We start from the raw sequence: 20,163 nt of genomic DNA, 5'->3' as shown, positions 1-20,163 counted from the left end.
GCCCTACTGCAGGTTTCCTTAAATCGTACCCGATTCAAGGATAAAAACATGCAGCAAAGTGCTACAGCGTCCGTTGCGCGTCTGACAAGACGCGCGGCGCCGTAGGTGACAGGGCAGGATATCTCAAGCGGCTTTCCGTGCGAGGCGCGCCTTGATGCTGGCAACGTCTGCGCGCGGCGTCGCGGCAAACAAGGTCTTCGTATAGCTGTGCTTGGGATCCGCAAAGACCTCGTCACGGCTGCCGTATTCCACCGCCTCGCCGTAGTACATCACCATAACGTCGTCGGCGATGTAGCGCACCACCGAGAGATCATGGCTGATGAAGACATAGGTCAGGTGGAACTCGTCCTGCAGGTCCGCGAGCAGATTGAGCACCTGGGCCTGAACCGACAGATCGAGTGCGGAGACGGGCTCATCCAACACGAGGAGACTGGGGTTGAGCATCAAGGCGCGCGCTATGGCGATGCGTTGACGCTGGCCACCCGAGAACATGTGCGGATAGCGATTGAAGTGTTTCTCGTCGAGCCCCACCTTCTTCAGCATCGTCATGGCGCGCTCACGCCGCTCGTCGGCCGGTGCCTTGGTATTGATGACCAGCGGCTCCGCCAGGATGTCGCCGATCTTCTGGCGAGGGTTGAGCGAACCATAAGGATTCTGGAAAACGATCTGCACCTTGCGGCGCATTTCCGACGTCAGGCCGTCGCTGACTATGTCAACCTTCTTTCCATCGATCAGCAACTCGCCCGAGGTCGCGGGGTCGATCAGCGTGATGATGCGGCCAAGAGTCGACTTGCCGCAGCCGCTTTCGCCGACGATCGCCAGCGTCTTTCCCTCGTCCACGGTGAAGCTTACGCCTTTCAGCGCATGAACGGTGCGCGCCTTGCGGAACAGGTTACCGGGAATGTGATAGTCGCGCACCAGGTTTCGGGCTTCGAGAACGTGAGTCATCGAGCGGCTCCCTCCAGCATCTGCTGGTCGTTGAAGAGTTCGGAGATCGTCGGCAACCGGTCTCCCGTTGCGTTCTCGGGCAGCGCGGCAAGAAGCGCGCGCGTGTAGTTGCTCTTCGGCGATTCGAACAACGACAGCACGTCCGCTTCCTCGATCTTGCGGCCCTTGTATTGAACGACGACGCGATCCGCCGTTTCCGCGACCACACCCATGTTATGGGTAATCATGATGAGGCCCATGCGGTATTCCTGCTGCAGTCTCATCAGAAGATCGAGGATCTGCTTCTGAATCGTCACATCAAGCGCGGTCGTCGGCTCATCCGCGATGAGGAGCTTCGGGTTGCAGGCAAGCGCGATGGCGATCATGACGCGCTGGCACTGTCCGCCCGACATCTGATGCGGAAAATGGCCGAGGCGCTCGGCCGGATCGGGAATACCGACGGCCTCGAAGAGTTCGATCGCACGCTTGCGTCGCGCCTTACGGTCGAGCCCCATGTGGATTCGCAGCACTTCCTCGATCTGGAAGCCGACCGTGAAGCAGGGATTGAGACTCGCGATCGGTTCCTGGAAGATCATGGCGATGTCCTTGCCGACAATCTTGCGACGGTCGGCCGCGGACATCTTCAGAAGGTCCCGTCCATTGAAGGCAAGCTTGTCCGCCGTCACCTTCGCAGTCCAAGGCAGAAGCCCCATCGCGGCAAGCATCGACACGGACTTGCCTGAGCCCGATTCTCCGACGATCGCCAGGACCTCACCCTCATGCACCTTGAGCGAAACGCCGTCGACGGCACGGAACGGCCCGGAGGACGTCTGGAATTCGACGACGAGATTTTCAATTTCGAGAAGCGCCATGTCAGGACCTCTTCAGCTTGGGGTCGAGAGCATCACGCAGACCATCGCCCATGAGATTGATTGCGAGAACGGTCACGAGAATCGCAAGACCGGGGAGCGTGACGACCCACCAGGCACGCAGAATGAATTCGCGCGCTTCCGCCAGCATCGTCCCCCATTCCGGCGTCGGCGGCTGCGCACCCATGCCGAGGAAGCCGAGTGCGGCAGCATCGAGGATCGCGCTCGAAAAGGAGAGCGTCGCCTGGACGATGAGCGGTGCCATGCAGTTCGGCAGGATCGTCTTGAACATCAGCCGCAGGTGGCCGGCCCCGGCGACTTTCGCCGCCACGACGTAGTCGCGAGTCTTTTCCGTCATCACCGCCGCCCTGGTCAGACGAACGAAATGCGGCTGGAACACGAGCGCAATCGCGATCATCGCGTTGGTGAGGCCCGGGCCGAGCACCGCGACCAGAACCAGCGCCAGCAGCAGCGATGGAAACGCCAGGATGATATCCATGATCCGCATGATGAAAGTGTCTACCCATCCGCGGAAATAGCCGGCAATGACGCCGACGAGAATGCCGCCGATCAACGACAATGTGGTCACGATTACGCCGACGAACAGCGAGAAGCGCGTGCCGTAGATCAGGCGGGAGAGCATGTCGCGGCCGACAGCGTCGGTTCCGAGAAGGAAGGCCGCGCGACCACCCTCCTCCCAGAAAGGCGGAAGCAGCACGGCTTCGCGGTACTGAATCGTCGGATCGTGCGGTGCGATAAGCGGAGCGCAGAGGGCAAGCAGCACCAGGAACAGGAAGAAGATCAACCCGATGACGGCGCCGCGGTTCTCCGAAAAATAGTACCAGAATTCGGCGAGCCTCGCCCGGCGGGACGGATCGGTCGATATAGCGGTTGTTGCGGTAACTTCGGTCATATCGCCCTCCTCAATGCCGGATGCGAGGGTTGATCAGCCCGTAGAGCAAGTCCACGGCGAGATTTACCAGCATGATGACGCCGGCGATGATCAGGAGGCCGCCCTGGATGACGGCATAGTCGCGGCGGAACACCGAGTCGACCATCCACTTGCCGATGCCCGGCCAGGAGAAGATTGTCTCTGTCAGGATGGCGCCGGCCAGCATGACACCGATCTGGAGACCGATGGTGGTCACCACCGGAATCATAGCGTTGCGCAAGGCGTGGATACCCACAACGCGGAATGTCGAAAGCCCCTTGGCACGCGCCGTGCGCACATAATCCTCCGAGAGCACCTCGAGCATCGCCGAGCGGGTCTGCCGGGCGATAACGGCAAGCGGAATGGTGCCGAGCACGATCGTCGGGAGAATGAGATGACTGAACGCGGACTGGAACGCCCCCGCCTGCCCCGACAACAGGGAATCGATCAGCATGAAGCCGGTGACCGACGGAAAGAAGAACATCAGCGAGATACGTCCGGACACCGGCGTCCACTGCAACATGCCGGAGACGACGATGATCAAAAGCAGCCCCCACCAGAAAATCGGCATCGAAAAGCCGACGAGCGCTGTACCCATGATGATCTGGTCGAAGATGGAGCCGCGCTTGATTGCCGCAATGACACCCGCGGGGATGCCGACAACGACGGCGAAAATGATGGCGCAGAGCGAGAGTTCGACCGTCGCCGGGAAAAGCTCCAGGAATTGATCGATCACGGGCCTCTTGGTGACGATCGACAGGCCGAAATCACCGTGGAGAACGCCCCAGAGATAATCGAGGTATTGCACGACAATCGGGCGATCGAAGCCCAATTGGTGTGAAATTTCGGCGTGGCGCTCCGGCGACATCACCCGTTCGCCGGAAAGCAGCGCGACAGGGTCACCAGGAAGCAGGCGGATGAAGGAAAAGGCGATGATGGAAACCCCGATGAAGGTCGGGATCAGCACCGCCAAGCGCCCCAGAAGAAATCGAAACATAGTCAAACCTCATGCCGTCGTCGCCGCGAACTGGTTGAGCGGCAGCACTGGCAAAAAGGAAGAGGGGCGCTCGCCCAACGGCAAACGCCCCCTTCGGGTCAGTCGGTAAGATTACTCTACAATGTCAACGCCGTCGAAAGCAAAGTCGCCGAGCGGGCTCTGCACAAAGCCTTCGACGTTCTTGCGCATCGGGACGATGGAGAGCGAGTGGTCGAGCGTTGCCCACGGCGCTTCCTTCTTGAAGACGGCCTGAGCCTGTTGGTAGAGCTTGGTGCGCTCTGCAACGTCAGTCGCCTCCTTGGCCTTGGTCACCAGGTCGTCGAACTCCTTGTTGCACCACTGGGCACGGTTGTTGCCGCCGACAGCGTCGCAACCAAGAAGAGTGTCGAGGAAGTTGTCCGGATCACCATTGTCACCCGTCCAGCCGAGGATCACGGCACCATCGCGATCCTTCGCCTTTGACTTCTCGAGATACTCGGCCCATTCATAGGAGACGATCTCGACCTTGACGCCGATCTTGGCGAAGTCGGCCTGCACCAGTTCGGCAGTGCGACGTGCGTTCAGCATGTACGGCCGCGCAACCGGCATCGCCCAGACCTTCATCGAAAGATCCTTGACACCCGCATCCTCAAGCATCTTCTTGGCGACTTCCGGCTCGTAGGTATCGTCCGCGACGGTGTCGTCATAGGACCACATCGTCGGCGGGATCGGGTTCGTCGCTGGTGTAGCCTGACCCTGGAAGACGGCGTCGACGATCGCCTGCTTGTTGATCGCCTTGTTCAGCGCCTTGCGGACTTCGAGTTTGTCGAACGGGGGCTGCGTCGTGTTGTAGGCGAGATAGGCAACGTTGAGGCCCGCCTGTTCCATCACCTTGAGGTTCGGATCGGCTTTCATCGCCTCGACATCGGCCGCATTCGGATAAGGCATCAGATGGCATTCGCCGGCTTGCAGCTTCTGGAAGCGAACGGCTGCATCCGTGGTGATCGCGAAGACCAGATCGTCAATCTTCTGCTTTCCGCCCCAATAGTCCGGATGCGCCTTGTAGCGAATGACCGCGTCCTGCTGATAGCCGACAAAGGCGAACGGACCGGTGCCGAGCGGCATCTGGTTGAGCTGGTTCATCTTGCCTTCGGCCTGCAGCTTATCGGCATATTCCTTCGACAGGATCGATGCGAAGGGCATGGCAAGGTTGGCGAGGAACGGTGCTTCCTTGCGCTTCAGCTTGATCTTCACCGTCATGTCGTCGACCTTTTCGATCGACTCGAGCACATCCGGAAGACCCATGCCGGCGAAATATTCCCAGGAACCGCCGGTCACGTAGCCATGCCACGGATTGTCGGACTTCCACTGGCGCTCGAGCGAGAAGACCACGTCATCGGCGTTCAGGTCACGGCTCGGCGTGAAGAACTCGGTCGTCTGGAATTTGACACCGGGACGGAGCTTAAAGGTGTATTCGAGGCCGTCGTCAGAAATCGTCCAGCTTTCAGCAAGCCCCGGTTCGGTCTCCGTCGTGCCCTTCTTGAATTCGAGGAGGCGGTTGTAAACGGTGTGCGCGGCAGCATCGAACGTCGTGCCGGCCGTGTAGAGGCCGGGGTCAAAGCCTTCCGGCGAACCTTCAGAGCAGTAGACGAACGTCTTCGACCAGGCGGAGCCGGCCATCAGCGTGGCAAGCGCCGTCGCTGCGAAGAGAGTAGTGAGCTTTTTCATGAGCTTGCTTCCCAGATTTGTTTTTTGTTCTCGTATTTGACTGACGCGGAATGACATTTACACCCGGTCAAGGGCGGATGGAACGACATTTGGCGTCGCAATGCAATAAGTCACTGCAGAAATTTGTCTATGCGAAAAATTCTTCCTTAAGTAGAGCTTGCGCGACTGTCCACGATTTCCAACACGAGCCCGTTGCATCCGCTTCGGCGGGTCGCCGTCTTCAAGGGCGCATTTACCGCCCGGACAAAAAAAATGACAGCGCTTTCGCACCCGGCGCGCCAGAAAGACGCACCATATGCGCGGGTCAACCGCGCGAGTGAAAGCACGTCGTAGGGGACGAAAGTCGCGCGGCCGGGCCCATTAAACCCCAAAATAGTGCAGTAGAAACGCAAAGCCTGTCGTGCAATAGAATGCATACGGATTTCGGGGGAACATTCGGCGTGGGTGATGTCCATGTAGAGGATTTGGCCGGCGACGTGGAGCTAAAGTCCATGTCAGGCTGGCCGGCAAACTGCCGCGCGGCCATGGGGAGATAGCCGGCGCGTGCCAGTCTTGCAGGAAAATCATAGGCGGTACGACCTTCACGAGGAGCTTGAAAAGGCGCTCAACCGTGTGGATTTTTTCCGCATTTTTCACACGTTGGCACTGCGCTTCGGCTTTGGGCATTTCGGCATCCTGCAACTCGGCAACGAGAATGACGCCTGCATGCTTTCCAGTCGACTGGTCCTCCACGACCTTCCCTCCGGTCTCGCCGAGGAATACGACAAGCGTCACCGTTTCGGGGATGCCATCGTCTACAAGGCACTGCATGCCTCGAATATCTCGTCGGTATGGCGCGCGGATGATCCGACGCTGGGACCAGGTCAGGGCCTCCTTTCCCAACTCGGTTTCGAGCTGTTGCTTTGCGTGCCGGTCAACGCGGCGACGACGGGAGCGCGCTATGCGGTGCTCTTCCTCGGCGATGGCGAGGACATCGAACAGGCCGAGCACTACGAACTGTGCTACAGCGCGGCATCGGCCTTCGACTATTTCTATCGGGCGACGCTCGCCAACAAGGCCGGCATGGGTCTGACGCCGAGGGAAACCGAAATACTCAAGTGGATTTCGCACGGAAAGACGGCCAGCGAGATTGCCCTGATCGTCTCGGTCTCGGAGCACACCGTGAATTCCCATACCGCAACGATCCTCAAGAAGCTCGATGTGGTCAACCGGACGCAAATGGTCGCGAAAGCGATACGAGAACAGATTATCCAATGACGTTGCCGGCGCGCCCGGCAAGCACGCGAAGCGGCATGCGTCCCGCATGGGCCGCCGATCAATCAGGGATGTGAACGGTCATGACACGGAAAGCCCACATCTTGCTCGTTGACGACAACCCGGCGGAAAACCTGATCCTCAGTGGACTGATCAGGAAAGTGGACAGCATCGACATCGAACTGCATTACTGCCGGACCATGGACAGCGCGATCGCGTTTCTTCTTTCTGGCAAACCGGTCTCGATGGTTCTGCTGGACAATCTCGTGCACCCTCGCGGTGATTTTCGCGAGACCGTTCCCACGCTGAGACATCAGGGCTTCATTGGCCCGATCGGCGTCATATCGTCCTCGCCGGGCGACCCCTATTTTCAGAGCCTGGAAGAATACGGCGCCGACTTCCGCATCGACAAATCGGAAATCGATCCGACGGCGATCGAGTTCATTCTGAGGGAATATCTGCCGGAAGAGTAATGGCGGCCGGGGCAGTACGGCCGCCATGAGGGGGCGGAAATCAAGCCGCCGAGGTGCGCACCTGTGCCTTTTCGTCAAGACCAAGCAGGAAGTTGATCTGCGGTCGGGCCTTGACCAGGTCGTCGATCGAATAGCCCTCCAGCACTTCGAAGAAAGCATTCAGCGCCTTGCGCAGGGCCGCGTTGAGGCCGCAGCTATCCACCAGCGGGCAGTCGATCTCACCGGCCTCGAAGCATTCCGCCATGGCAAAGCTGTCTTCGGTGACCTTCACGACGTCGAAGAGGCTGATCTCCGATGCCGGCTTCGGCAATCGTACACCGCCATTGCGGCCGCGGACGGTTTCCACCAGGCCCGCTTTGGTCAGTGGCTGCAATATCTTGAACAGAAACAGCTCGGAGACGCCGTAGGCCTTGGCGATCTCAGGGATGCGGCTGAGCTTCTCGCCGTTCGCTGCACAGTACATCAGCATGCGAACCGCGTAGTTCGTTTGCTTCGTCAGACGCATAATTCACTCCGGAATCGAGAAATTCATCTTTTCATCATATAGGACGGATCGCAGTTTGGAACAATTCCAAAAAACAGCAAAAATCACTTCTGATTGACGGCTACCTTTTCGCAGTTGACTGTCCGTGCGCGCGGCGTCAAAAAGATGACCGATTTTGTTAAGTTACATGCAAAACGAAAACGGAGAGCACCATGCGCATGTCAAGAGCGATGATCGGGGCACTGTCGGTAACGGCGACGCTGTTCGCTTCGACCGCGCCCGTCTGGGCTGATGGCGAAGTCAACATCTATTCCTATCGTCAGCCGGATCTGATCCAGCCGCTGCTGGACGCCTTTACCAAGGAGACCGGCATCACCACCAACGTGCTCTTCCTCGACAAGGGCCTTGTCGAGCGCATTCAGGCGGAAGGCGCAAACTCGCCTGCCGACGTTATCCTGACCGTCGATATCAGCCGCCTCACCGAGGCGAAGGACGCCGGCGTCACGCAGCCGGTCGTCAACGAAACGATCAACAAGGATATTCCGGCGCATTTCCGCGATCCCGACGGCAACTGGTTCGGCCTTACGACACGCGGTCGTGTCGTCTACGCCTCGAAGGAGCGCGTGGCCGAGAACGACATCACCTACGAAGAGCTCGCTGATCCGAAGTGGAAGGGTAAGATCTGCACGCGTGACGGCCAGCACTCCTACAATATCGGTCTCTTCGCCTCTATGGTTGCCCATCACGGCGAAGCCGAAACGGAGAAATGGCTGACGGGTCTCAGAAACAACCTCGCCAAGAAGCCGGACGGCGGCGACCGTGACCAGGCGAAGGCCATTCTTGCCGGCGAATGCGACCTCGCCCTTGGCAACACCTATTACGTCGGCCTCATGATGACCAACGAAAGGGAGCCCGAGCAGAAGGGATGGGCGGCTGCCATTAAGGTTCTGTTCCCGAACAGCAAGGATCGCGGCACCCATGTCAACATCTCCGGCATGGCGCTCGCCAAGAACGCACCGAACAAGGATAACGCCCTCAAGCTGATGGAATTCCTGTCCGAAGGCGAAGCGCAGAAGATCTATGCGGAGCAGGTCTTCGAATACCCGGTGCTCGCGGGCGCCGAGCCTTCAGAAATCGTCAAGTCCTTCGGCACGATCAAGCCGGATACGCTGCCGCTTTCCGACATCGCGGCCAACCGCAAGAAGGCGTCGGAACTGGTCGACAAGGTCGGTTTCAACGACGGCCCGCAGGATTGAGCGGAGACGTCATGGACGGCGAAACAGCGGGCCCGAACGCCCGCTGTTTTCATTTGCATGATTATCGCGGCCGCGCCTGGAGTTCGGTTATCAGATCCAGGATCGCTTTGCGTCGCTCGGGCGTCCCCGGATGCGTTGAAAATATGCTGGTCTCGGAGCGATCTTCGAGCTTCGTCTCGATAAGCTGGAGGAAACGCGCGATCGCCGCCGGATCGCGACCGGACTTCACCATCAGTTCGACTGAATGCCGGTCGGCTGCCGCTTCCGCAGAGCGCGAGTAGGAAAGCGATAGCAGGCCGCCGCCCTGGACGAGCACGTCCTCGGCACCCGAGCCGATGTCGCCGGCGATCACCATGATAAGCGCGGCAACGCCGGCGGCGCGATAGATCTGCCGGAGACTGTGCTTCAGCTCGACATGCCCTATTTCATGCGCGAGCACGCCGACGATCATCTCCGTGTCGTCCCCGGCCAGTTCAACCAGTTCATCGGTGAGGATCAGGGTGCCGTCCGGCAATGCAAAGGCGTTGGGACCGATGGCGCCGCCCTTGCGGAAGTTAAGCGTGTAGCGCTCCCCTCCGCCGCCCGACAAGGCTGCGATATCCCTGAATCCATCGAGAATCCTGCCGCGCCGCGCCTCGTCAAGCTCGGATTGGCCGAGCACCGTCCGATCCAGGGCCTCGAGCGTGCTCGAGGACATGACGCGCGGCACGATGGGCGGTGTCACAGCAACGGCGACTTCGACGAGGGCGGGCAAGGCGAAACGATAGATCAACGCACCACAGAGGACGGCAGCTGCGACAAAGGCGATGAGGCGTGGATGAAAGCGTTCCATCCGGTGGATGATCCCTTCCCTGCCCCGACCCTTGCGCGCAAGGAACCCATCGACCGCATCGTTGTCGCTTGTCTCGAAGAGCGATCCGTCAGGGAAGGTGATCCGACGCGCAACAGCGCCGACCCGCGGCGAAATCTCAACAGCCGAAAGCTTGCCGCTGCTGAGTTCAGCGCCTGCATCATCGTGTACTGTCAGGCTCTCTCCGGCCTCGGCAAGACTCGAGGGCACCGAGCGGCTCGAACCCGCCCGATGCCACTCGCCAACCGCTATGACTGGATTGTCAGAAGCCAAAGTCGAAGCCTTCTATATCCATGAACTCCGCCCCGACCGCAGACCCTTCCTGCTCGATGGCCGAGAAGATGTCCCCGACTTCGCCCTCGAAACGGATGGCCGTGTGCGCGTTGACGTAGGTGGCCATACGAACCGCGGCCCATGGCCGCATCAGCCCGAGGGTTGCGAGCGTAATGATGAAGTTCGACACCGCAATCCAGGTGTAGCGGAACCGCGAGAGATCGCTCATCAAGCGATGTTTGCCATCGAAGGTCGTGGCGGACCAGGCGACATTGCGCACCCCGGCACGGTAGAAAAGCGCTGCGGTCCCGAAGACGGCGAGCATCAGAAGGTAGCCGAGCACCGTCAGCATCCCGATCGAGGCCTGAAGCTCGCTCGAAATCGCGTCGGGATCGTCGATCAACGGGCCCATCGCGGTAATATTGACGAGGAGGATGACACCGATGATCAGCAACCCGAGAAGGATCATCGCCGCCGACGGCAGCCACGTCTTGTAGATCGTACCGAGGGATGGCTCGGTTGCGAAGGCCTTCCGCCCATAGCGAAGGTTGTTGCCGATGTAGCGGTAGGACCAGCGGCTGGCCAGCGGCGCAAGGATGCCGAGCGTCAGCGCGGCAAGCACTGGACCGACGATGAACGCCACGAACGCACCACCGGTCCGACCGACAAAGTCAAAGCGAACGTTTCGGTAGCTCGTGACCCGGGCGCTGAAACGCAAGCCTCGGGTAAGGAGCCACGGCACAAAGAGGAAGAACAGCAGACCGAGCGCGGCGCCGGCGAGCGGCATGACGGTCAGCACGACATTGTAGAAGATCAGATAGGCGAACACGATCAATCGGCCAATGAGGATTTGGCCGCCCTTGGCGTGATACTCGAAGCCACGGCCGAGCAGCACGGTGTTGCCATAGAAATAGCGATTGCGCCGAACCTTCGCCCAGGCCGAATAAATGCCTAAGGTGACAATCGTCAGCAGGATATTGACGATCCAGATCCCGAAATATTCGCTGGCGCTGCCGGCAAAGGACAAGCGCTGAAAACCGCCCGCGGGCGAGCGCCCGAAATTGTTACGGCGGTCAAGATATGCCGGCATCGTCGGTGGTTCGCTCAAAGCCATGATTTCCCCTCGCTCCAAGTTCGAAACGCCAGGCGAAAGGATGCTGCCTGGCGCTACCGAAATGCATCAATGCGGAAGCAGCCCACCATCCCCCGATAGTTCCCGAGCCGCGAATCTCCGACCGATGCGGTGATATCCGGAACGTTAGTTGTACCGCCACACGCGATGCAACAAAAAAGGGCCTCCCGAAGGAGGCCCAGAGGGGAGGTTTCTTGCGTTCCTCACTTCATCGTCGGGATGGAGAACTCGGCGCCATCCTTGATGCCGGACGGCCAACGGGAGGTGATGGTCTTTGTCTTGGTCCAGAACTTGAACGAGTCCGTCCCATGCTGGTTGAGATCGCCGAAGGAAGAGGACTTCCAGCCACCGAAGGAGTGGTAGGCGAGCGGAACCGGGATCGGAACGTTGACGCCAACCATGCCGATATTGATGCGGGAGGCGAAGTCGCGCGCCGCATCGCCGTCGCGGGTGTAGATGGCGACGCCGTTGCCGTATTCGTGCTTCATCGGCAGCGACAGGGCTTCCTCGTAGTTCTTGGCGCGTACGACCGAGAGAACCGGTCCGAAGATTTCCGTTTTGTAGATGTCCATGTCCGGGGTCACGTGATCGAACAGGCAACCGCCGATGAAGTGGCCGTTTTCATATCCCTGCAGCTTGAAGTCGCGGCCGTCGACGACGAGCTTCGCGCCCTGCTCGATGCCACTGTCGATCAGGCTCCTGATGCGCTGCTCGGCCTCCTTGGTGACGACCGGGCCCATGTCGGCCTTCTCGTCGGTATAGGGACCGATGCGCAGGCTCTCGACCATTGGCACCAGCTTGTCGATCAGCCGGTTTGCGGTTTCCTCACCCACCGGAACTGCGACCGAGATCGCCATGCAGCGCTCGCCGGCGGAACCGTAGCCGGCACCGATCAGCGCATTGGCAGCCTGGTCGAGATCGGCATCCGGCATGATGACCATGTGGTTCTTGGCGCCGCCGAAGCACTGGGCGCGCTTGCCGTTCATCGCGGCAGTGCCGTAGACATAGCGCGCGATCGGCGTCGAGCCGACGAAGGAAACAGCGGAAATATCTGGGTGCGTCAGGATCGCATCGACCGCGCCCTTGTCGCCATTGACCACGTTGAGCACACCGGCAGGCAGACCGGCCTCGATCATCAGTTCGGCGAGCCGGATCGGCACGGACGGGTCACGCTCCGACGGCTTCAGGATGAAGGCGTTGCCGCAAGCGATCGCCGGCGCGAACATCCACATCGGGATCATGGCCGGGAAGTTGAACGGGGTAATCCCGGCACCGATGCCGACGGCCTGGCGGATCGAGTACATGTCGATGCCCGGACCGGCGCCCTCGGTGAACTCGCTCTTCTGGAGATGCGGAACCCCGATGACGAATTCGCAAACCTCAAGGCCGCGAACGATATCGCCCTTGGCATCTTCGATCGTCTTGCCGTGCTCGCGCGAAAGGATTTCGGCCAGCTCGTTCATGTTTTCGTTGAGAAGCTGGACGAATTTCATGAAAACGCGGGCGCGGCGCTGCGGATTGGTGGCAGCCCACTTCGGCTGTGCCGCCTTCGCGCTTTCGACCGCTGCGGCGAGTTCCGCGTCGCTTGCAAGCGCCACGGTTCCCTGAGCCTCACCGGTCGCAGGGTTGAAGATGTTGCTGGTACGGCCGCTTTTGCCGGCGACGCGCTCGCCGTTAATGAAATGTCCGATTTCGTACATTGGATGCTCCTCCTGGTCTTGATCGTGGGCACATGATCGCACTACGATTTCAACAATTCAATTTCCGAAATTCAGGAACCGTTGTGCAAAAATTGAAGCCCATGGGGACAGCAGCATGGACTGGGACGATGTCAGAGTATTTCTCGCGGTAGCGCGAACGGGGCAAATTCTCGCCGCCTCGAAGAGGCTCGGCATCAATCACGCCACCCTCAGCCGCCGGGTGACGGCGCTTGAGGAAACACTGAAAACGAGGCTTCTCGTCCGGCGTCCGAACGGCTGCGAGCTGACGGCCGAAGGCGAAGTCTTCCTTGCCGCCGCCGAGCGCATGGAAACCGAGATGCTCGCGGCGCAGTCGCTGATCGGCCGGATCGACACGGCGATCGCCGGCACCGTACGCATCGGCGCGCCCGACGGTTTCGGCGTCTCCTTTCTTGCGCCGCGTCTTGGGGCGCTTACGGCGCGCTACCCGGAACTGAAGCTCCAGCTCGTTCCGGTGCCGCGCTCCTTCTCGCTTTCACAGCGCGAAGCCGACATCGCGATCACCATCGAGCGCCCGGAACAGGGACGTCTCGTTTCGTCCAAGCTGACCGATTATACACTGGGGCTTTACGCATCGGCAGATTATCTTGCCCGCCATGGCACGCCTCGAACGATCGACGATCTCAAGGACCATCGCCGCATCGGCTATGTCGAAGACCTGATCTTCACACCGTCGCTCAATTTTTCCGCCGAAATCATGCGCAGCTGGGATGCTTCTTTCGAGATTTCCAGCGCAACGGGACAGACGGAAGCCGTCCGTTCCAGCGCCGGAATCGGCATCCTGCACAACTACATTGCCCGCCAGGTTCCCGAGCTCAAACGGATCCTGCCGGGAACGACCATCCGGCGCGCCTATTGGACGACCTATCACGAAAGCGCGCGCGATCTCGTGCGCGTGCGCACGGTCGTGTCGTTTCTCCAGGAGCTGGTAGCCGCGGAGCATCAGTTTTTCGTCTAGGTGCAGAGCCAGTTGAGTGCATGCCTCGGCATGCGTTGCAGGGGCCGGGTACGGCGACATCCAGAACGTTACCCAAAAGGACGATGTGACAGGACAGAGCCAATCTGCTATTTAGAACAACCTAAAATTGCCAGGCCTTAGATGAGAAATTCCATCCTTAACCCGCAAACACAACGTTAAGCCGGGGCCACCCCCGGCATGGGGGAAACATGGCCACGGTTACCTACTCCTTCCCAGGCGGAATATATCCCAACCAATACAACCCGCCGATCGCGGGATTCGATTACAACGGGTCCTTCGCCGAATTGGTCGACATGCACACGGCCTTGCGCATCAGCGCAAGCAGCACACAGGTGCTTTTCGGGCTGGGCAACGGCCTGAAATTAAAGCTTGTCGGCACAGGGTTCGCGTTCGACGCCGGCGGATATCCGATCGGCGGGACGATCTCTTCCATCCAGCTGCTGCAAAACAACGGAACGACGCTCGTCCAGACAGTCAGCGGCCTGAGTCTGTCGCTCGAACTGTTCCAAAACGCTGCCACAGGATTTGACAGATGGGGACTGGAAGGGTGGCTTCTGAACAAAGCTGACACGGTCAACGGCTCTGCCGGAGACGACTCGATGCAGGGCCGCGGCGGCAATGACGTTTTAAACGGCAATAACGGCCATGATTTCATATGCGGGGGCGAGGGCGATGACACGTATAACGGCGGCCTTGGCTTTGATGTCCTCAGTTTCGACGACGCCTACTTCACGCCCTCAGCTGTTCGCGGCATCAGTTTGAACGCATCCACCGGGACGGTGATCGACCCTTACGGCTTCTCCGAGACGTTCAGCAATTTCGAGGAGTTTCGCGGCACGCAATTCGCCGACACGTTTGTCGGGTCTGCGTTAGCCGAAGAATTCATGGGGCTTGGCGGAAGGGACACGATCAACGGCGGCGGCGGTGTCGACACAGTCCGATATCACAGGGACACCAACAGAGGCGGCAACCTCGGCGTCAACGTGAATCTCACCACCGGAGTAGCCAAGGATGGTTTCGGCACGCAGGACACATTGACGAACATCGAGAACGTGCGCGGGACTGATTTCGCCGATACGATCGTTGGTAATTCCGTTTCAAACTTTCTCAGAGGCCAGGCAGGCAACGATTCGCTCAATGGCGCCGGCGGTGCCGATGAAATGCGGGGCGGCCAAGGAAACGACATCTACGTGGTAGATAGCACCGGCGACATCATCGACGAGAACGCCGACAGCGGTGCCGGCGCGGATACGGTTCGCTCATCGATATCTTTTAATCTCGGTAACGCCGCCGTCATCAGAGGCAGCGTCGAAAATCTCGCCCTGCTTGGAACCGGCAACATCAGCGGCGCCGGGAATGGCTTGAACAATGCGTTGACCGGGAACACCGGCAACAACAGTCTTAATGGCGGCGCTGGCAACGACCTGATTAACGGCGGGCTCGGCAACGATGTCCTGACCGGTTCTACCGGTCTGGACACGTTTTTCTTCAACACCGCGCTCAATGCCACGACCAACGTCGACACGGTCAATGGGTTCACCGTGGCGGACGACACCATCCGGCTGGAAAACGCCATTTTCACAGCGATTGTCGGTACCGGCGCACTGACGGCGGCGCAGTTCGTCGCGAATACAACGGGCCTTGCTGCCGACGCCAACGACCGGATCATCTATGAGAGCGACACCGGAAAGCTGCTCTACGACAGCAACGGAAATGCGGCCGGTGGATCCGTTCACTTTGCGACGATCGGAACGAGTCTCGCGCTCACTGCAGCCGATTTTTTCATCGTCTGAGATCGCAGCGGGCGCGGTTTCTCTGCGCCCGTTGCTAAATCAAGAAATTCTGCGGAATTTCATCGCCCACATGTTCGCAAGCGAGACGTTCCGGGACTGCGCAGTGCGATGCGCCACGGTCCACATGATGCGGAACGACTTTTGATTGGAAGGCGACAGGTCGAGTTGAAGAAAAATGGTACGGTTGGGTGGTCTCGAACCACCGACCTCAGGTGCCACAAACCTGCGCTCTAACCAACTGAGCTACAACCGCACTCGGGATGCGACATGTGTCGCTTGGCGGCTCACATACGGGCACTGCCGCTGATTTGCAAGCCTTAACTTCAGATTATCCAGCAAAAAGACCGGAAGGCAAGCCACCCGGTCTTCGCATCGATTCCGATGGATACGGCGCCGTCGATCAGGCCTTCTTGAAGTTCGACATTGCCTTTTCGGCGGCGTCCTTGCCCGGCTTGGCAACGTTCTCGGCGACCTTCTTCGTCGCTTCCTGCATGGTCTTCGCCTGCTCGACGGCAAGCTCGGCCTGCTTGCGGATGAACGTCGTCTGGAGTTCGACCAGCTCCGAAAGCGACTTCACGCCGAGCAGCGCTTCCATGTGCGAAAGGGAGTTCTCGGCATTGGTGCGGAGTGCATCGATGGCCTTGAGACCGAGTTCGATGGTGCCGGTCTGAGCGCTCTCAACCGTCGCTTCCACGGTCTTGGTTGCTTCTTCGGCAGCGGTCTTCATCTTGGCGTAAGCATCCTTCGACTGCGCGGCGCCCTTTTCGGCGAACTCGCGGAAGCTGTCGGCAAACTTGGCCGGATCGAAGGAGGAAAGGGAAAATGCGTCGTCGGTCTTCTTGGTAGCCATGATATGCGCTCCTTGGTGTGGCCCTCTTCAGAGGCGCCGATTGGTGATGCCGCTTATATAAGCGATTCCTTTGTGCATTGCAACAAAAATTGTGCATTGCACAAATCCCAGACCTATTAACCTTGCGCGGCAAAAGGCGTTGCCGACGCCGCGCCTTTGCTGGACCCTCGCAGATGGGCCGGGTATTAATAGACTGTTAACGCGCAAGCGATCCGTCAATAGGCCTGCCCATGCCCGAGAGACAGTATCCCTTCATCGACATTGCCGTGCATGCACGGGTGCGCGATCATTTTGCCAAGGGGGATGCGTCTGTCCTGTTTTCGAGGGATCTCGGCCGCGTCCTGTGGGCCAACGACCAGGGCGCGAGCCTGTTCGGCATCGCCTCCGTCTACGATTTCATCGATGCTGCTCTCGATGCGAACGATCTCTCGCTTCGCCAGCTGCGTGCAGCAGCAACGCAGCTTTCAGCGGTCGGCGACCGCCGGCAACTGCTGGTTCGGATATCCTCCGGCTTCCGGCGCTTGCCCCTAAATGCGTCCGTGGAACTGATCCGCATCCGGCCGGGTGAAGATGCGGTGCTCTTCACCACGCCGCATAACGGGAAGGCATTGACGACCGAGGAGCGGGCCGCCCGGATGATCGCAGGCCTCGACGGGCCGGACACGCATATGGCCGTGCTCGACGGCGACGGCGCGATCCTTGCGCAGTCTTCCGGTTTCGATGAACTGGGACTGTCAGAGGAGGTTCGCCGCACACTCGTCTCGGACGTCGCGCGCGATAGAGACCGGCTGATCAAGCGTCCGGTCCTGACCAGGAAGGGCGAGCTTCCCGCTGCCATCGGCAAGATATCCGACCACCCGGCCCTGCACCTTCTGTTCGCGGTGGAAGCCGCTTTTGAGGATCTCGATGCCGAAACGGCACCGGAAGGAGCAGACAACGACCTGCCATCGCCGATAGAAAGCGTCGATCAATCTGCCGCCGACGACCTGCCGCCGAAGGAGGAGCCGCGCCCGGAACTCGCGGGCACGGCGACAGTACCGACGGACGCGGAGCAGGATGCGAATGATCGTGCGGGCGCGCCGGACGATCAAGGTGAATTGGCGCTTGGGACCGACGAAACGACACCAGCCCCCGCGGAGCCTGTCAACCCCGATGAGCCTGCCGCGGCAACCGAGCCCACCGCAAAGCGCGACGATGCGGGCGAGAACCATGCTCCCGACTTTGCCTTCACGCCCGGCGGCCGTGCCGTCCGCTTCGTCTGGAAAATAGACGCGGAAGGGCGATTCAGCGAGATCTCGGAGGAGTTTGCCTCGGCCGTCGGCCCCAAGGCTGCCGATGTGATCGGCGAGACATTTGCCGATCTCGCTCACCGCTATGACCTCGATCCCGACCATCGGATCGGCGAACTCCTGCGCCGGCGCGACACCTGGTCGGGCAAGACGATTCTCTGGCCGGTCGAGGGAACGAGCCTGAAGGTGCCGGTCGACCTCGCCGCACTTCCCACCTATTCGCGGTCCCGGGAATTCGACGGCTTCCGCGGCTTCGGCATCGTCCGGGTCGCAGACGCGGTCATCGACGAAAGGGCCAGCGGGATGGACCTCGGCCGCACCGCCGAGCTTCGGCCGGCCGGCCCGCCCCCGAAGAGCGAGGACGAGATCACCGCTCATGGTGAGCGGACGGAGACCGGTTCCGACGTCGCGGCCGCCGACGAGGCGCCCGATCGCGACGAGAAATGGGTGGACTTTGACTCCGCAACGGATTCGGCCGTGCCGGAAGATCCCTTCCACGGCGAGCGTCCGGCACTGCGCGTCGCGGACACGCCCGAGCGCCCATCATCCGGCAAGGTCGTGGACCTCGACGAGCGCAGGCCGGGGACGGCCGGGACCCTGACGCGAGGCGAACAAGCCGCATTTCGCGAAATTGCGCGACAGCTCGGCGAACATTTCGGAACACCCGCTGAGAACGAGGACATCGAGAAACCGGCCCCCGCATCCTCGCCAAAGGAGACGCCCTCGAGCGCCATAGCCGACGCCAAGGAGAGAGACGAAGCGGAAGCAATCGTCGAGCAGGGTAAAGTGGCGCCTTCAGCCGACGATGAAGCGCTTCCTGGCTCGCGCCCTGCCGTCGGCATGAGCAGCGAGATCCTCGACCGCCTGCCTGTCGGTCTTCTCGTCCACTACGGCGACGAGTTGCTGCATGCCAATCCGGAATTCCTGCGACTGACGGGGTATCGCGATCTTGAGAGCTTCTCGCGGGAAGGCGGCCTTGACGCGCTCTTCGCCCACGGCGACGACATCGTCGATGAGCCGGACGGCACGATGACGCTGATCCGCCAGAACGGACAGCTTGCATCGGTGAACGCGCATCTTCATTCGATCCGATGGGAAGGGAAAAGCGCGCTCATGCTGGCACTCGCCCCGGCGAGCGGGAATGACAGTGCAGAAGCGGCACGTGACGACGACGGAACGGCGGGCGAAGCAAGCCGCCTGCGGATGCAAATCGACGAACTCCGCTCCATTCTGGAGACTGCGACCGACGGCGTCGTCATCCTCGGGCAGGAAGGCGACGTGCGGACGATGAACGGCTCGGCGAGCGCGCTCTTCAACTACGACGAAGCCGAGATCCGCGGGAAGCCTTTCGCGGCACTCTTCGCTCATGAGAGCCAGAAGGCGGTGCTCGACTATTTGCAGGGTCTTGCCGGCCATGGCGTCGCGAGCGTGCTCAACGACGGCCGCGAAGTCATCGGCCGCGAGGCGAATGGTGGCTTCATTCCTTTGTTCATGACCATCGGGCGACTTTCTTCGTCCAACGGCTACTGTGCCGTCATCCGCGACATCACGCAGTGGAAGCGGACCGAGGAGGAACTGCGCAACGCCAAGCGCGCCGCAGAAACGGCCAACGCGCACAAGACGGAGTTCCTGGCAAGGGTAAGCCATGAGATCCGCACGCCGCTGAACGCCATCATCGGTTTTTCCGACATGATGGCGAGCGAGCATTTTGGCCCGGTCGGGCATCCCCGCTACATCGAATATGCCGGGGACATCGGCCGCTCCGGCAGGCACGTCCTCGACATCGTCAACGATCTGCTCGACATCTCCAAAATCGAAGCCGGCGAGATGGATCTCGATTTCAGTGCCGTGGATATCAATGATGCGGTTTCCGAGGCCGTGTCGCTGGTACAGCCGCAGGCCAACAGCCAGCGCGTGATCATCCGCACCTCGCTCTCGGCGTCGGTTCCGACGGTCGTCGCGGACGGCCGATCCATCAAGCAGATCGCGCTCAATATCCTTGCGAACGCCATCCGCTTTACCCCGTCCGGTGGCCAGATCGTCGTCTCGACCTCCTACGAGGCGAACGGAAGCGTCATCCTGCGGATCCGCGACACCGGGATCGGCATGACGCGCAGCGAACTCGATCAGGCGATGAAGCCCTTCCGTCAGGTAACGACCGGCGGGCGCAAGCGCGGTGACGGCACCGGCCTCGGTCTGCCGCTGACCAAGGCCATGACCGAGGCGAACCGCGCACAGTTCTCGATCAACTCCACGCCGAACGAAGGCACGCTCGTCGAAATTTCCTTCCCATCGCAACGCGTCTTGGCGAACTGAGGACGAATGCTGTAAGGAAATGTTGACTCGCGGGAGCCAGTTTG

General features: G+C 60.4%; 16 protein-coding genes and 1 tRNA gene. 6 read left to right on the top strand and 11 right to left on the bottom strand.

Translation table 11 applies throughout. The features are described 5' to 3' along the window. Window positions 1-123: 123 nt before the first annotated feature. The 5 genes from QN222_RS26700 to QN222_RS26680 form a co-directional block, all read right to left on the bottom strand. Window positions 124-948: a dipeptide ABC transporter ATP-binding protein gene (locus QN222_RS26700; protein WP_284005663.1), complete on the bottom strand. Its 825-nt coding sequence runs from the start codon at window positions 946-948 to the stop codon at window positions 124-126. Continuing rightward, window positions 945-1,799: an ABC transporter ATP-binding protein gene (locus tag QN222_RS26695; RefSeq protein ID WP_283961542.1), complete on the bottom strand. Its 855-nt coding sequence runs from the start codon at window positions 1,797-1,799 to the stop codon at window positions 945-947. Before QN222_RS26695 ends, QN222_RS26700 begins: the two co-directional genes overlap by 4 nt. A 1-nt stretch (window position 1,800) precedes the next feature. Further along, entirely contained in the window at window positions 1,801-2,709 is a 909-nt protein-coding gene (locus QN222_RS26690; RefSeq protein ID WP_283961543.1) for an ABC transporter permease subunit, read from the bottom strand. Window positions 2,710-2,719: 10 nt separating this feature from the next. Further along, window positions 2,720-3,724 (bottom strand): ABC transporter permease subunit, encoded by a 1,005-nt coding sequence (locus QN222_RS26685; RefSeq protein WP_283961544.1) that lies wholly within the window; start codon window positions 3,722-3,724, stop codon window positions 2,720-2,722. Between the two features lie 111 nt (window positions 3,725-3,835). Continuing rightward, window positions 3,836-5,431 carry an ABC transporter substrate-binding protein gene (locus tag QN222_RS26680; protein ID WP_283961545.1) on the bottom strand — a complete coding sequence of 532 codons (1,596 nt, stop codon included), beginning with the start codon at window positions 5,429-5,431 and terminating at the stop codon, window positions 3,836-3,838. 543 nt (window positions 5,432-5,974) lie between these two features. On the opposite strand from QN222_RS26680, the gene QN222_RS26675 reads away from it, so the two are divergent. Together QN222_RS26675 and QN222_RS26670 are read left to right on the top strand one after the other, a co-directional pair. Continuing rightward, entirely contained in the window at window positions 5,975-6,688 is a 714-nt protein-coding gene (locus QN222_RS26675) for a helix-turn-helix transcriptional regulator (RefSeq protein WP_283961546.1), read from the top strand. Between the two features lie 80 nt (window positions 6,689-6,768). Then, entirely contained in the window at window positions 6,769-7,158 is a 390-nt protein-coding gene (locus tag QN222_RS26670; RefSeq protein WP_283961547.1) for a response regulator, read from the top strand. Between the two features lie 40 nt (window positions 7,159-7,198). On the opposite strand, the gene rirA is transcribed toward QN222_RS26670, so the two are convergent. After that, the gene (gene rirA / locus QN222_RS26665; RefSeq protein WP_283961548.1) at window positions 7,199-7,663 is read right to left on the bottom strand and encodes an iron-responsive transcriptional regulator RirA; all 465 of its coding nucleotides are present in this window, start codon (window positions 7,661-7,663) and stop codon (window positions 7,199-7,201) included. A 191-nt stretch (window positions 7,664-7,854) separates the two neighbouring features. On the opposite strand from rirA, the gene QN222_RS26660 reads away from it, so the two are divergent. Then, window positions 7,855-8,898 carry a Fe(3+) ABC transporter substrate-binding protein gene (locus QN222_RS26660; protein WP_283961549.1) on the top strand — a complete coding sequence of 348 codons (1,044 nt, stop codon included), beginning with the start codon at window positions 7,855-7,857 and terminating at the stop codon, window positions 8,896-8,898. A gap of 61 nt (window positions 8,899-8,959) precedes the next feature. Here the strand turns inward: QN222_RS26660 and QN222_RS26655 are convergent, their stop codons facing one another. The 3 genes from QN222_RS26655 to QN222_RS26645 form a co-directional block, all read right to left on the bottom strand. Then, a complete protein-coding gene (locus QN222_RS26655) occupies window positions 8,960-10,021 on the bottom strand; it encodes a M48 family metallopeptidase (RefSeq protein ID WP_283961550.1) in 1,062 nt (353 codons plus the stop codon). After that, complete coding sequence (locus QN222_RS26650; protein ID WP_283961551.1) at window positions 10,011-11,135, bottom strand: YjgN family protein; 1,125 nt, start codon at window positions 11,133-11,135, stop codon at window positions 10,011-10,013. The genes QN222_RS26655 and QN222_RS26650 overlap by 11 nt, the downstream gene beginning before the upstream one ends. Window positions 11,136-11,356: 221 nt before the next feature. Next, the gene (locus QN222_RS26645) at window positions 11,357-12,853 is read right to left on the bottom strand and encodes a CoA-acylating methylmalonate-semialdehyde dehydrogenase (protein WP_283961552.1); all 1,497 of its coding nucleotides are present in this window, start codon (window positions 12,851-12,853) and stop codon (window positions 11,357-11,359) included. 115 nt (window positions 12,854-12,968) lie between these two features. On the opposite strand from QN222_RS26645, the gene QN222_RS26640 reads away from it, so the two are divergent. Both QN222_RS26640 and QN222_RS26635 read left to right on the top strand, forming a co-directional pair. Beyond that, window positions 12,969-13,850, top strand: a complete 882-nt coding sequence (locus QN222_RS26640; protein WP_283961553.1) for a LysR family transcriptional regulator — start codon at window positions 12,969-12,971, stop codon at window positions 13,848-13,850. 209 nt (window positions 13,851-14,059) lie between these two features. Beyond that, window positions 14,060-15,664 carry a calcium-binding protein gene (locus QN222_RS26635; RefSeq protein ID WP_283961554.1) on the top strand — a complete coding sequence of 535 codons (1,605 nt, stop codon included), beginning with the start codon at window positions 14,060-14,062 and terminating at the stop codon, window positions 15,662-15,664. 176 nt (window positions 15,665-15,840) lie between these two features. On the opposite strand, the gene QN222_RS26630 is transcribed toward QN222_RS26635, so the two are convergent. Both QN222_RS26630 and QN222_RS26625 read right to left on the bottom strand, forming a co-directional pair. Then, window positions 15,841-15,917 (bottom strand) — tRNA-His (locus QN222_RS26630). Between the two features lie 147 nt (window positions 15,918-16,064). Beyond that, window positions 16,065-16,514, bottom strand: a complete 450-nt coding sequence (locus tag QN222_RS26625; protein ID WP_283961555.1) for a phasin — start codon at window positions 16,512-16,514, stop codon at window positions 16,065-16,067. Window positions 16,515-16,744: 230 nt separating this feature from the next. Here QN222_RS26625 and QN222_RS26620 point away from each other — a divergent pair, with 230 nt between their 5' ends. Further along, window positions 16,745-20,119 (top strand): PAS domain S-box protein, encoded by a 3,375-nt coding sequence (locus QN222_RS26620; RefSeq protein WP_283961556.1) that lies wholly within the window; start codon window positions 16,745-16,747, stop codon window positions 20,117-20,119. The last annotated feature ends 44 nt before the right edge of the window (window positions 20,120-20,163 follow it).

Origin of the sequence: Sinorhizobium sp. 6-70 (assembly GCF_030124375.1) — a bacterium.
Taxonomy (GTDB): domain Bacteria; phylum Pseudomonadota; class Alphaproteobacteria; order Rhizobiales; family Rhizobiaceae; genus Sinorhizobium.
The sequence above is the reverse complement of the archived record's forward strand: the minus strand, read 5'-3'. Positions and strand labels throughout refer to the sequence as shown.